Source organism: Acinetobacter sp. P1(2023), assembly GCF_028367635.1.
In the GTDB taxonomy this organism is placed as follows: Bacteria; Pseudomonadota; Gammaproteobacteria; order Pseudomonadales; family Moraxellaceae; genus Acinetobacter; species Acinetobacter pittii_E.
This window is the reverse complement of sequence record NZ_JAQNDD010000001.1, coordinates 551,664-564,488: the sequence shown is the minus strand read 5'-3', so window position 1 is coordinate 564,488 and position 12,825 is coordinate 551,664. Positions and strand designations below refer to the sequence as shown.

At 41.1% G+C, this 12,825-nt stretch carries 11 protein-coding genes; 8 read left to right on the top strand and 3 right to left on the bottom strand.

What is annotated here, in order from left to right; all coding sequences use genetic code 11:
* The first annotated feature begins 6 nt into the window (after window positions 1-6).
* The 4 genes from POD11_RS02585 (at window position 7) to POD11_RS02570 (ending at window position 5,309) form a co-directional block, all read left to right on the top strand.
* Entirely contained in the window at window positions 7-798 is a 792-nt protein-coding gene (locus POD11_RS02585; RefSeq protein ID WP_016141930.1) for an aspartate dehydrogenase, read from the top strand.
* Window positions 799-811: 13 nt separating this feature from the next.
* A complete protein-coding gene (locus POD11_RS02580) occupies window positions 812-2,278 on the top strand; it encodes an aldehyde dehydrogenase (protein WP_262456199.1) in 1,467 nt (488 codons plus the stop codon).
* Window positions 2,279-2,316: 38 nt separating this feature from the next.
* Window positions 2,317-3,957 carry a thiamine pyrophosphate-binding protein gene (locus POD11_RS02575; RefSeq protein ID WP_016141928.1) on the top strand — a complete coding sequence of 547 codons (1,641 nt, stop codon included), beginning with the start codon at window positions 2,317-2,319 and terminating at the stop codon, window positions 3,955-3,957.
* Between the two features lie 155 nt (window positions 3,958-4,112).
* The gene (locus POD11_RS02570) at window positions 4,113-5,309 is read left to right on the top strand and encodes a hypothetical protein (protein WP_016141927.1); all 1,197 of its coding nucleotides are present in this window, start codon (window positions 4,113-4,115) and stop codon (window positions 5,307-5,309) included.
* A 61-nt stretch (window positions 5,310-5,370) separates the two neighbouring features.
* Here the strand turns inward: POD11_RS02570 and POD11_RS02565 are convergent, their stop codons facing one another.
* Window positions 5,371-6,669 carry an MFS transporter gene (locus POD11_RS02565; RefSeq protein ID WP_262456197.1) on the bottom strand — a complete coding sequence of 433 codons (1,299 nt, stop codon included), beginning with the start codon at window positions 6,667-6,669 and terminating at the stop codon, window positions 5,371-5,373.
* 234 nt (window positions 6,670-6,903) lie between these two features.
* Here POD11_RS02565 and def point away from each other — a divergent pair, with 234 nt between their 5' ends.
* Together def and POD11_RS02555 are read left to right on the top strand one after the other, a co-directional pair.
* Window positions 6,904-7,386: a peptide deformylase gene (gene def, locus POD11_RS02560; protein ID WP_239967571.1), complete on the top strand. Its 483-nt coding sequence runs from the start codon at window positions 6,904-6,906 to the stop codon at window positions 7,384-7,386.
* Window positions 7,387-7,564: 178 nt separating this feature from the next.
* Window positions 7,565-8,887, top strand: a complete 1,323-nt coding sequence (locus POD11_RS02555) for a glutaminase (RefSeq protein ID WP_239967569.1) — start codon at window positions 7,565-7,567, stop codon at window positions 8,885-8,887.
* On the opposite strand, the gene POD11_RS02550 is transcribed toward POD11_RS02555, so the two are convergent.
* On the bottom strand, window positions 8,854-9,642 hold the full coding sequence (locus POD11_RS02550; RefSeq protein WP_262456196.1) for an AraC family transcriptional regulator: 789 nt from the start codon (window positions 9,640-9,642) through the stop codon (window positions 8,854-8,856). The genes POD11_RS02555 and POD11_RS02550 overlap by 34 nt on opposite strands.
* Window positions 9,643-9,748: 106 nt before the next feature.
* On the opposite strand from POD11_RS02550, the gene POD11_RS02545 reads away from it, so the two are divergent.
* Entirely contained in the window at window positions 9,749-10,969 is a 1,221-nt protein-coding gene (locus tag POD11_RS02545; protein WP_262456195.1) for an MFS transporter, read from the top strand.
* A 68-nt stretch (window positions 10,970-11,037) separates the two neighbouring features.
* Here POD11_RS02545 and POD11_RS02540 read toward each other — a convergent pair whose 3' ends face one another.
* Window positions 11,038-12,183 carry an aldose epimerase family protein gene (locus POD11_RS02540; protein WP_262456194.1) on the bottom strand — a complete coding sequence of 382 codons (1,146 nt, stop codon included), beginning with the start codon at window positions 12,181-12,183 and terminating at the stop codon, window positions 11,038-11,040.
* A gap of 192 nt (window positions 12,184-12,375) precedes the next feature.
* Between POD11_RS02540 and POD11_RS02535 the strand changes: the two genes are divergently transcribed.
* Complete coding sequence (locus POD11_RS02535; RefSeq protein WP_239967566.1) at window positions 12,376-12,822, top strand: hypothetical protein; 447 nt, start codon at window positions 12,376-12,378, stop codon at window positions 12,820-12,822.
* The last annotated feature ends 3 nt before the right edge of the window (window positions 12,823-12,825 follow it).

Below are 12,825 nucleotides of genomic sequence, written 5' to 3'. Positions count from 1 at the left end.
GCTGTCATGAAAAAGTTGATGATGATTGGTTTTGGCGCAATGGCAGCAGAAGTGTATGCCCATTTGCCTCAAGATCTGCAACTCAAATGGATTGTCGTGCCATCTCGCAGTATTGAAAAAGTTCAATCACAAGTCTCTTCCGAGATTCAGGTGATTTCCGATATTGAGCAATGTGATGGTACGCCAGACTATGTCATTGAGGTGGCAGGTCAAGCAGCTGTGAAAGAGCATGCTCAGAAAGTTTTAGCGAAAGGCTGGACCATTGGTTTGATCTCTGTCGGTACTTTAGCTGATAACGAGTTTTTGGTTCAGCTTAAGCAAACTGCTGAAAAAAATGATGCCCATCTGCATTTACTGGCAGGCGCTATCGCAGGTATTGACGGTATTTCTGCGGCTAAAGAAGGTGGCTTGCAAAAAGTCACTTACAAAGGCTGTAAAAGTCCAAAAAGCTGGAAGGGTAGTTATGCAGAGCAATTGGTCGATTTAGACCATGTTACTGAACCTACGGTCTTTTTCACAGGAACTGCGCGTGAAGCTGCGACCAAATTTCCAGCCAATGCCAACGTTGCAGCAACCATTGCGCTTGCAGGGCTTGGAATGGATGAAACCATGGTCGAGTTAACTGTTGATCCAACCATCAACAAAAACAAACACACCATTGTGGCAGAAGGTGGCTTTGGACAAATGACCATTGAACTGGTGGGTGTGCCGTTGCCAAGTAACCCGAAAACATCAACTTTGGCTGCGCTTAGCGTGATTCGTGCTTGTCGCAACAGTGTAGAAGCAATACAGATTTAAGAAGGATTTGATCATGGCAAAGGAAATTTATATTGCAGGTGAATGGCGATTAGGTCGTGGTGCAGTCATTCAAAGCCTGTTTCCGGCAGATCAGTCGGTAAACGCTGAGCTTTCAACAGCAACGCTTGAAGATGTAAATGAAGCAATTGAAAAAGCGGATCAGGCTTGGCGTCAACCAAGCTGGAGAAACAGTTTGCCGCATGAGCGCGCACGTATTCTCTACAAAGTTGCAGATATTATTGAAGCGCGTGTCGATGAATTAGCAAAATTACAGACACGCGATAATGGTAAACCTTTAACCGAAACTCGTGGTTTGGTGATGAGCGCTGCGGCGACTGCACGTTATGTTGCAGCGGCATGTGAAACAATGAATGATGAGCTCACCACTCAGCGTGCTCCAGACTTTATGACCATGAGTGTGCATGAACCTGTAGGCGTAGTAGCAGCCATTACCCCTTGGAACTCTCCAATTGCGAGTGAAGTTCAAAAGCTTGCTCCAGCTTTAGCAGCAGGAAATGCCGTGGTGTTAAAACCAGCTGAAGCGACTTCACTGATTGCTTTAGAGCTTGCCAAAATTTTTGAAGAGGCAGGTTTACCAAAAGGTTTGCTGAGTGTGTTGGTTGGGCGTGGTTCGATCATTGGTGACGCAATTGCTCAGCACCCATTGGTTCGTAAAATTTCTTTTACGGGTGGAACAACCACAGGGCGTCATTTGGCACACATTGCCGCTGACAAACTGATTACCACTTCACTTGAGTTGGGTGGAAAGTCCCCAACCATCGTTTTACCTGATGCAGATGTCGAACTGGCAGCTAAAGGTGTCGCGTACGGTATTTTTAGCTCGGCAGGCCAAGCGTGTATCGCAGGTTCTCGCTTGTTTATTCATAGCAGTCTTTACGATCAGTTTTTAACACGTTTGGTTGAAATTACCAAAGGCTTACGTGTGGGCCATCCAGAACAGGCGGGTGTGCATTTAGGGCCACTAGTGAATGACAAACATTTGCAGTCAGTTGACCGCTATGTGCAGCTTGCCAAAAGCGAAGGTGGTCAGGTTCTGATGGGTGGTGAAGCGCTTACCACTGGTGACTATGCTAAAGGAAGCTATTACTTACCGACCATTATCACGGGCTTAAGTAACAGTGCTCAAACTTGTCAGGAAGAAATTTTTGGCCCTGTTTTAGTCGTTATGAAATATGACAACGAGCAAGATTTAATTGCCCAAGCCAATGACAGTTGTTTTGGTCTTGCCGCAGGCATCTGGACTGAAAGCTATCGCAAAGCTTGGCGCATTGCACGTGCATTAGAAGTGGGAACGGTATGGATTAATACCTATAAAAAGTTCTCGATTAGTGCGCCGTTTGGTGGTTTTAAAGACAGTGGGATTGGGCGCGAAAAAGGTCGTTTGGGCATTTTATCGTACATGCAACAAAAGAGTATTTATATGGGGCTGAATGAACAGCCTAACCCTTGGTGCGATTAATAAATTCAAGGACTGAAAACAAATTTTGAGGAACAGACATGACTGAACGTGTAAATGTAGGCGAAGCAATCGCAAGAGTTTTAGAAGCGCACCAAGTTGATAGTATTTATGGTGTTATTTCCATCCACAATTTACCTATTGCCGATGCAGTAGGACGCCGTGAAAAAATGCGCTTTGTTGCAGCCCGTGGTGAAGCGGGTGCGGTCACCATGGCAGATGCACACTCACGCTTTAAAGGCCTAGGTGTAGCGTTGACCAGTACCGGTGCAGGGGCTGGTAATGCGGTGGGTTCACTCATTGAAGCAATGAATGCGGGTAGCCCTGTATTGCATTTAACAGGTCAAGTTGAGCGTGAATATCTCGACCGTGATGCAAGTTTCATCCATGAAACTAAAGACCAACTTACGTTTTTACGTGCATCAAGCAAAGCGGCATTTCGCATTACCAGTCCAGACAATGCTGTTGGTGTGATTCGTGAAGCCATCCGTGTTGCAACGACTGTTCCAATGGGACCGGTTAGTGTTGAGCTACCAATTGATGTGCAGGCAGCAGAAATTGATTTACCACTTAATTTAGGCCCAGTAAAAGCACTTGAATTGCCACAGGCAGAACAAGCTGAAATTGATCTTCTTGTGAGTGAAATCAAAAAAGCAAAACGCCCGATTTTCTGGATTGGTGGTGGAACTTTAAATAGTGTTGCCGAAGTTAAAGCAATTGCAGATTTAGGTATTCCAGTTGTTTCATCTACACACGGCCGCGGTGTGTTGGCAGATGATCATCCACGTAGTTTAGGTGCATTCCATAACTCGGCAGGTGTTGAGCAACTATTAAAAGATGCTGACTTAATGGTTGTGGTGGGTTCCCGTTTACGTAGTAATGAAACTAAAACCTATTCGGTTGAGTTCCCTGAAAATATTATTCAGGTTGATGCTAACCCCGTGGCTCAGCAACGTAATTACAAAATTCGTAACTTCATTTGTGGCGATGCCAAAGATGTCTTAACACGTGTATTAGAGCAGCTTCAAGGAACTTCAAAAGTTGATGCTGACTACGATGCTGCTGTAGTGGCTGCTAAACAGGCTGCAATTGATGCTCTGCGTAAACAAATCGACCAATACGCTTTGATTTGTGATCACTTGCGTGCAGCTTTACCGCAAGATGGCATTTTTGTACGAGACATCACCATGTCGGGCAGTACATGGGGGAGCCGTTTATTCCCAGTACAAGCACCCAACCAAAATATCCATTCACTCGCAGGTGCAATTGGTTTAGGTCTTGCAACAGCAATCGGTGCTTCGGTTGCTAACCCTGACAAAAAAGTAATTGGTTTAGTCGGCGATGGTGGCTTAATGCTTGGCATTGGTGAGATTGCAACCATGGTGCAAGAAAACACCAACATGGTCCTCATGATTATGAATGATGGTGGTTATGGTGTAATGCGTGGCATTCAAAATAACTACTTTGGTGGTCGTCAGTATTTCAATGAATTACATACACCAGACTACAAACTTCTTGGCGAATCAATGGGTGTGAAGAGCTGGAAAGTGGGTAGTGCAGATGAGTTTAAAACGGTTATTCAAGAGGCTGTCGCTTTTGAAGGACCAACTGTGATTGAGCTCGATATGAACTCGATTGGGCCATTAAACTTTGCGGGTCCACCGCAAAAGAAACTGTATTAACCAGTTTGGATGGTTTAGTACATATGCGATGGGAGCTGCTAAGCCATCCTTTTTTTAGATAAAATTTTTTGTCTAAAAAACAATAAAAACTAAGTTTTACAGGTAAAACAAATAAAGTTCCAGCAGGATGCTGGAACTCAATCAAGGATGTAGAGATGAAAAAGACTTCATTGATCATGGCATTCATTGCGCAGCTTACGCTGGGGGTAAGCGTCAATGCTTTTGCAAAAGATTCATTGCTTGAATGGAAAAGTGATGATGGCACCGACTCATTAAAGTTAGGTGGGGTGGTTCGCTTAAATCAACGTTATGAAGATTGGGAAGGGCCAAACCGCGGTTTTGGTAAGCTCTATTTTGATATTTTCAGGGTAGATCTCAAAGGTAAGTTTGATGATGCATACCTCAACGCCAGCTATCTATTTCAAGATCAGCAAAAAACGTCCATTGAAAAAGCATATGTGGGTTATAACCTTGATGCCAATAACAGCATTGAAGCAGGTCTGGTTTATAAACCATTTACGATTTATCCCTATCCGCAAAATGGCTGGACTTACCACATTCCATTCTTTTTAGGTTATGGCAACAACATTGCGCCAGGGATCAACTGGAATTATCACGATAAAGATTGGGATGTAAAACTCGGCTATTATCCGCAAATGCTAGAGACGAACTTGCGTTATTCCCCTGAAAGTGCAACTTATGATGACTTGGAAGAAAACGCATTTCCATCTCAAAAAGCTTATCAGAATGAAAAACGTCATCAGTTTAATACTCGCATTGTGCGCAAGTTAGAGACCGATTTTGGTAAACAAGAGTTTGGTGTTTCGGGGGCAATTGCTCAGTTACATAATAAAATGACCGATAAAGACGGTAAATATTATGCAGTCGGTTTGCATACTGAAAATAACTACAAACGCTTTAACTTACAAAGTTCGGTTATTCACTATCAATACGATGCTAAAAATCCGGATGGTGTAAGTAATGATGTGACTTTAATGGGCAATAATGGTTTTACACCTGCTTACTTTATTGCTTCAGAAGGGACCATTGCCAGTTTAAACCTTGCCTATACGTTGCCTGTCACCAATATGGGTAAACTGAAAGCCATTAAGTTTTATAATGACTATAGTTATCTCGATAAAAAACGTGATGATTGGTCAGATTCGCAAATGAACACTACAGGAATGATGTTTATTGCTTCACCATTTATGGTTTGGGCGGATTATACGTGGGGTAAAAACTCAAATATTATTGGTGGTTCGACCAACTCAACGGGTTATACCTCTGCAACCTCACCAAATAGTGATAAATGGCTATATCGTTTAAACTTTAATATTGGGTTTACTTTCTAAACTGAACTGCATTAAAAAACCACGCAATTGGCGTGGTTTTTTATTTCACATGTTGAGGCTTTTAATATCTGTTTTTTTCAAATTTATTCCAAAATACAAAAGCAGTTACAAAGGCCAAAATGGTCAGCGCGAAAATATAATACATCGCACCAATGTCACTATATTGACTGAGCCAATGTACTAAAGGCAGCGTCATACCCCCAACAATCGCATAAGACAAATTATAAGAAAATGAAATACCTGAAAAACGCACAGGCGCAGGGAACATTTTAACCATACTGCTCGACACCATGCCGACAGTACCTGAGCATAGGCCTAACAACATATATAAACCAAAAATGGTTGAATGTGCCGCGTGCCCCAAACTGTTATAAAAAACTGCTGCTGTAAGTGCGACGGCAAGTGCACCGACCATCATGACTTTGCCACAGCCAAAACGGTCAGCAAAATAACCTGCCAAAATACAGCCGACCATTTGCATGACAATAGCTGCGCTTTGCATTTCAAAAGTTTGTGCGCGTTCAAAACCAAATGAACCAATCAGTAGGTTGGGCATGGCTAAAATCACCACCACCACACAGCCAGTTAAAAACCATGTAAATAACATGCCAATCGCTACGGCTGTTTTATGCGTTTTTAATACTTGTTTTACAGGCATTTCTTTTGAAATTTCTTTACGCGCCTGCATGGCTTTAAACACAGGTGTTTCTTTTAAATAGGTCCGTAAATAAAGTGCGACTAGACCAAAAATACCACCTGCAATAAAAGGAATCCGCCATGCCCAGTCATGAATTTGTACTTCACTAAAATTCAGTGAAATCCATAAAGACATGAGCGCACCTAGTAAAATTCCTAAAGATAGCCCCGCGGTGAGTAACCCATTTGCCAGTCCAATTTTTCTTTCGGGAACATGTTCTGACACAAAGGTCCACGCGGCTGGAATTTCCCCCCCAATCGCAATACCTTGCACCACACGCATGAGCAATAAAAGTAACGGCGCTAAATACCCAATATTTTCAAAAGTAGGCAAAATCCCGATAAACAGAGTAGGCAGTGCCATGAGTAAAATAGAAAGTGAAAATAACTTTTTGCGCCCGACCAAGTCACCAAAATGGGCCATGACGACCCCGCCTAAAGGCCTAAAAAAGTAACCAGCTGCAAAAATACCGTAAGTATTAAGCATGGCCCAAAATGGACTAAGCGTGCTGGGGAAAAAGAGGTCGGAAATGATTTTGGCGTAAAACACATAAATCACAAAATCGTAAAATTCTAAAGCTCCACCCAATGAAGAAAGGGCAAGGGTTCGTTTATCTTCTTTATTAAGATAGTTCGCATCCTGCAAAGTTAAGTCCTGATCCATTTTTTACTTAATTGTTGTAATTGAAGTTTGGATATTAATGGAAAAGTGAAGTAAAAGTAAATGGAGGAAATTTGTTCTACAGGGCGATGGCTATTGGGCTTACTCAGAACAAAAAGCTTTAAATCAAAAAATGCTTTAGATGAAACAAAAACAGATGTAGGAATGACTTTTCTTTTGAGTCATTCAGCGACACAATAAAACTTGTCATAGCCAGTTTAATGAGAAATTCAAAGGATGAGTGTAGTTCTACCTGTCGCGAAGCGTGGCGAAGATATTTTAAAACTCATTGCGGCTCCCGTTTCGGTAAATGAGTTAAACAGTAATTGGCTTTATCAGCTTGCTGACGCTATGCATGCGACAATGCTTGAGCGTAATGGAGTAGGGATTGCTGCACCGCAAGTTTATATCTCTAAACGCGTCATTATTGTGGCGTCTCGACCAAATCCACGCTATCCCGATGCACCAGAAATGGAGGCGGTAGTTATGGTAAATCCTGAAATTTTAGAGTTCTCAAACGAGGTGTGTTTAGGTGAAGAAGGCTGCTTAAGCGTGCCGGATGAGCGTGGACAAGTTGAACGTGCAGAAATGGTAAAGGTGAAATATTTAACGCTTCAGGGTGAAATGGTTGAGACAGTTTTTCATGGTTTTCCTGCTCGTATTGTTCAACATGAAGTCGATCATTTAAATGGGATCTTGTTTGTAGAAAGAATAATCTAATCTTCTGTTTAAAGTTTTGAAAAACCTATAATGAGCTTGAAATAAATAAGGTAACGGAATTAAAATACTTATATCGTGATTTTTAACTCATTACAAAAGATATAATTTTAATATTATCAGCAGGTTGTGCTGAAATTTTGCGCGATGTTGTAAATCTCCTCATTTAAGGTTACTGACCATGAAAACCCCTCTCCCAGAATATTTGGCAAATGTTATTGAAGCCTGTGACATCGATAACAGCGGTCATCTCGCCGATTATATTCCTGAGTTGGCAAATGCAAACCCAGATCGATTAGCTTTAGCAATGTCTACGGTAGATGGTGAAATTTATTCGGTTGGCGATGATGATGTTGAATTCACCATACAATCGATTTCTAAACCATTCGTATATGCTTATGTTTTACAACAGCTGGGTATTGATGCAGTACTTGCGAAAGTAGGAGTGGAGCCTTCAGGGGAAGCATTCAATGAAATTTCATTGGGTAAAGATGGCCGTCCAAAAAACCCGATGATCAACTCTGGCGCAATTACGACACATTCATTAATTCAGGTCAAACATGGTTTACATAGCGCAGAAATTCTACGCCGCTTTATGAGCGAACTTGCAGGTCGCGAATTAAGTTTTGATGAGTCTGTCTATGATTCGGAAGTCAAAACTGCTTACCGTAATCTTTCGATCGGTTATATGTTACGAACTGTGGGAATTTTAGAAACCGATCCAGTTGATATTGTGAATGGGTATATTCGCCAATGTGCGATTTTGGTGACCGTTAAAGATCTGGTACGTATGGGCAGTGTACTTGCCAATGGTGGGGTTGACCCTAAAACTGGAAAACGCCTCTTGAACCGATCGGTGGTTAGACAAGTGCTTAGTGTCATGATGAGCTGTGGTATGTACGATGCAGCGGGTGACTGGCTTTCAACTGTCGGTATTCCTGCTAAAAGTGGTGTAGCAGGCGGTATCTTGGGGGTGCTGCCAGGTCAGGTCAGTATTGCTGCTTTTTCACCTCGACTAGATGAGCATGGTCATAGTGTTCGAGGCATCGATATTTTAGAACGGTTATCTCGTGACATGGGACTACATCTCATGGAAGGTACGCCTTCTGCACAAACTATTGTCCAAAGCCATTATCGTACAGGTAAGGATGCATCGTTAAGTGTGTATGTGCTTCGCGGTGTATTGAAATTTACCGAAGCTGAAATGTTGTTGCGTATTTTGCAAGAAGAGACGACTGACCAAAGCACAATCGTCATTGATTTAACCCAGATTTCACTGATTCATGATGTGGGTAAACGTATGTTCTTAGAAGGGGTAGACCGTCTGATTGATGATGGTCATACCCTTGTTTTGGTTGACCCCGAACAGCGCCTAGATCATGCGAGAACCGCCAAAGATCGAGAACTTCATGTCTATCATGATTTCGATGATTTATTAGAAAAGCATGAGATCCGCTCTAAAAAAAAGACTTATAGCGACATCGCGGCACTTCTAAACTGCTGAGGTGTTTTCCCTAGATGTCGCTTAAACATTGCACTGAACGCGCTGGGGTTTGTATACCCCAGTGACTCTGAAATTTGAGCAATAGATTCACCATTCGCGATTTTACTCAAGGCAAGTGCAATATGCATTTGCTGTACCCATGCCCGATAAGATAGCCCGGTTTCTTTTTGGAACATACGCATTAAAGTTCTAGAGCTCGCGCCAATATCATCAGCCCAATCTGTTAAATCTTTTGAATGGTCAGGCGTATGTAATAACTCTTGGCAAATTTTTAATAATCGTTTGTCTTTCGGCCACGGAATCTGAATAGGCAACAAATTAGCGCGATGAATTTCTTCAAAAATTAAGATTTGTAAAGAACGTGAAAGCTCTTGAGAGGTTGCTGTATTTGGAGTTTCTTCTCGTTCAATTTCATTTAAACGAATTAAAAGTTCATGCAGCAGATTACTGACTCGAATAATAAAACAATGTTGTCCCATTAGAGCGGCTGCATTTACTTCAACCAATGCCGTATTTAACTTCACGTGACTCAGTGAAATTACGCTGTGCTCAACATGTGCTGGAATCCATAAGGCACACATGGGTGGCACAATCCACACATGGTTGGGTGTAAAAACCTGAATATTTCCTGTAGAGGCATATAAAAACTGTGCACGTGTATGCGTGTGAGTAGGCGTGATTTCTCGGTAAGAATGTTCAGAAGAGAGTCCAATCACAAGTTCAGACAAATCAGACTGAATAAGAGAATCGGACATAAATTATCCTAAAAATTGTCACTTATGCGATGATTATTGGAAGATAACTTTATAAGCGACAATTTACAATAAGCATCTCATTTAAAAATATTGGAGTTTTTCAGGTATGACGTCTTCAATACAATTGAAAGATGGTATTGCCAATACCGTTGCAAATGATCAGCCTCAGGGAATGATTATTAAAATTGTAGGCGCCGTGGCGGTCGCACATTTACTGAACGATTTAATTCAGGCAGTGCTACCGGCCATCTATCCAATGCTAAAAGCAAACTTTTCGCTGAGTTTTGCTCAAGTTGGCCTGATTTCGTTTGTATATCAAATTACAGGTTCACTGCTTCAGCCTTGGATTGGACTTTATACCGATAAACATCCAAAACCGTATCTTCTCCCACTCGGGATGATGGTTACATTTTGCGGCATTATTTTGTTGGCATTTTCACCAAGCTTTACAGTGTTGTTATGTGCATCTGCACTTATTGGGGTAGGTTCGGCAACTTTTCACCCTGAAGCTTCACGGGTGGCACGAATGGCATCTGGCGGGCGCTTCGGTACAGCTCAGTCAACTTTCCAAGTGGGTGGAAACACCGGTACTGCCATTGGCCCGTTATTAGCAGCGTTATTGATTGTACCGTTTGGGCAGCATGCAGTTGCGGGCTTAGTGATATTTGCACTTTTAGCGATTTGGGTTTTATTTGGGGTAAGCCGTTGGACGGTGAATCATGCTAAAAATCAGGTAGCTGCACGTGCAACGCAAGCACATACTAAATTGCATGGTCGTAAGCTCATTATTGCTTTGAGCACAATTAGTGTGTTGATGTTTGCTAAATTTACCTACATTGCCAGCATTAGTAACTACTTTACTTTTTATCTTATTCAAAAGTTCCATATCAGCATTCAAACAGCTCAGTTGCATTTGTTTGCCTTCTTGGCAGCCGTTGCCTTAGGCACATTTGCAGGTGGCCCAATTGGCGATAAGATCGGCCGTAAAGCTGTGATCTGGGTTTCATTTGTTGGCATGGCGCCGTTTGCATTAATGATGCCGTATGCGAATTTATTTTGGACAACAGTTTTCTCAATTATTGCAGGTTTGGTGTTGTCATCAGCTTTTGCAGCAATGGTGGTCTACGCACAAGAAGCTGTTCCGGGCCGTGTAGGCATGATTGCAGGTTTAATGTTTGGTCTCATGTTTGGGGTAAGTGGTATTGCCGCAGCAGGCTTAGGACATTTAGCGGATATTAACGGCATTGAATGGGTATTTGGTTTATGTTCATTGTTGCCATTACTTGGGTTTGCAACTGCATTTTTACCAAACACAAAAGTTAAATAAATGAAAAGACTCTCAGTCATATTCGGTTGAGAGTCTTTTTTAGATAAAAATAGTTCCAGTTCAAAAGACTATTTTTGAATACCAAATTTAAATACGGTAACACTGTTATAAGTTTGATTTGGGTTCAAATGTGTAGATGGGAAAGATGGTTGATTCGGGCTGTCTGGAAAATGTTGTGTTTCTAGTGCTAGTGCGTCTGCTTGTCGATAGAGCACACCATTTGCGCCAACAATATTTCCTAGCAAATGATTCGCCGTATACATTTGAACACTTGGTTCAGTGGTTAAAACCTGCATGGTTCGTTTAGATTTTGGATCAACCACAACAGCTGCAAGATTTAATTTCCCTTGAGACTTTTGATTAATTACCCAAGTTTGGTCATAGCCATATCCATAGGCCAATTGCTGATTATTCGCTCGAATATCTTTCACAATGGCTTTAGGCGTCCGAAAATCAAAAGGTGTACCTGCAACTGAAGCAATTTCACCTGTTGGTAAAGAGTATTGATCGGTTACCAATATACGGTCTGCATTGAGTTGTACCACATGATCTAGTACACCATAAGGGTTATTGCCAGCGCCTGATAAATTGAAATAACTGTGGTTGGTGAGATTAACGACTGTAGGCTGATCAGTTTTGGCCTTATATTCAATCTTGAATTCATTTTGATCTGAAAGACTATAGATCACTTCTACATCTAATTTTCCGGGAAAACCTTGATCACCATTTGGACTGGTTAACTTCAGAGAAGCTTTAACAGTTTCACCTTTAGAAATGAGGGGTTTAACTTGCCAAACACGTTTATCAAAACCAGGATTCCCGCTATGTAATGAATTCGGCCCATTATTTTTTTCAAGGTTATACGTTTTTCCATCTAAGCTAAATTTAGCATTACCAATACGGTTCGCATAACGGCCAATCAATCCACCAAAATGAATACCTGCCTTGGTGTCAGTAACTTCATAGCCTTTTAGATCATCAAAGCCCAAAACGATATTGTCTTTTTTACCTTGAACATCAGGAGTTAAAATCTGGGTAATTACACCACCGAAACTGATAAATGATACGGAGACACCATTGTTATTACTCATGGTGTATAGATCAACTTTTTGACCGTCTTGAGTTGTACCATATGGCTTAACATTTAATGTTGCTGCATTTGTAAGTTGTGCAAAGCTATAAATCGTAAAACCTAAAATTGCTAATTTTTTCATGTTTATACTCTATCTTGTAATAGTTGGACTGGATGAATATAAGATTGATTTTTCATCTTTTTAAAGAAGTTTTTATTATAGATAGTGTTAATAACAATGGAACTGTTAATGTTAAATATTGAAAAAACTGGTTCAATTTACGCTTATAAAGAAATTAATCTTATGAGCAAAATTCGACGGTAAGTTATTTTTATGAATCATCCCGACTCGGTTTTAAAATTTTCACTTGGTCTAAATAGTCTCTCGTTTGATGTAGACAGCCAACACATTCACCTTGAACAGGGCTTAGGTTTTGTTGGTTCAAAAAGTATCGGCCATGGCGTTATTGATGAACTTGCTATTGAAAAGATGATTTATCTTATTGAAGAAATCATCGAGTCTCAGCCACTTAGAAATTTAAATATAAGTGGTGTAGCTGTTACTTCTGATAAAGCCATGAAACAACTCAGTCAGTTATTTTTTAGTGCTAAAAAGCAAATCAGCCGTATTGAGCTTGAGCATGGATTTAATAGTTTTATTGAGCGTTTGAGCTACTACACAAACCAAGTGGCTTCAGATCAGCTTAATATTTTTACCTACTTTGTATTTGTTCGAGAGATGATGCATCACTTACGAGTTGAGCAAATTCAGATCCTTTAAGAA

Coding starts and splice junctions, on each gene's coding strand:
- POD11_RS02535 (WP_239967566.1), top strand. CDS start 12,376: ATGAATCATCCCGACTCGGTTTTAAAATTTTCACTTGGTCTAAATAGT.
- def (WP_239967571.1), top strand. CDS start 6,904: ATGAGTGTAGTTCTACCTGTCGCGAAGCGTGGCGAAGATATTTTAAAA.
- POD11_RS02570 (WP_016141927.1), top strand. CDS start 4,113: ATGAAAAAGACTTCATTGATCATGGCATTCATTGCGCAGCTTACGCTG.
- POD11_RS02585 (WP_016141930.1), top strand. CDS start 7: ATGAAAAAGTTGATGATGATTGGTTTTGGCGCAATGGCAGCAGAAGTG.
- POD11_RS02555 (WP_239967569.1), top strand. CDS start 7,565: ATGAAAACCCCTCTCCCAGAATATTTGGCAAATGTTATTGAAGCCTGT.
- POD11_RS02565 (WP_262456197.1), bottom strand. CDS start 6,669: ATGGATCAGGACTTAACTTTGCAGGATGCGAACTATCTTAATAAAGAA.
- POD11_RS02540 (WP_262456194.1), bottom strand. CDS start 12,183: ATGAAAAAATTAGCAATTTTAGGTTTTACGATTTATAGCTTTGCACAA.
- POD11_RS02545 (WP_262456195.1), top strand. CDS start 9,749: ATGACGTCTTCAATACAATTGAAAGATGGTATTGCCAATACCGTTGCA.
- POD11_RS02575 (WP_016141928.1), top strand. CDS start 2,317: ATGACTGAACGTGTAAATGTAGGCGAAGCAATCGCAAGAGTTTTAGAA.
- POD11_RS02580 (WP_262456199.1), top strand. CDS start 812: ATGGCAAAGGAAATTTATATTGCAGGTGAATGGCGATTAGGTCGTGGT.
- POD11_RS02550 (WP_262456196.1), bottom strand. CDS start 9,642: ATGTCCGATTCTCTTATTCAGTCTGATTTGTCTGAACTTGTGATTGGA.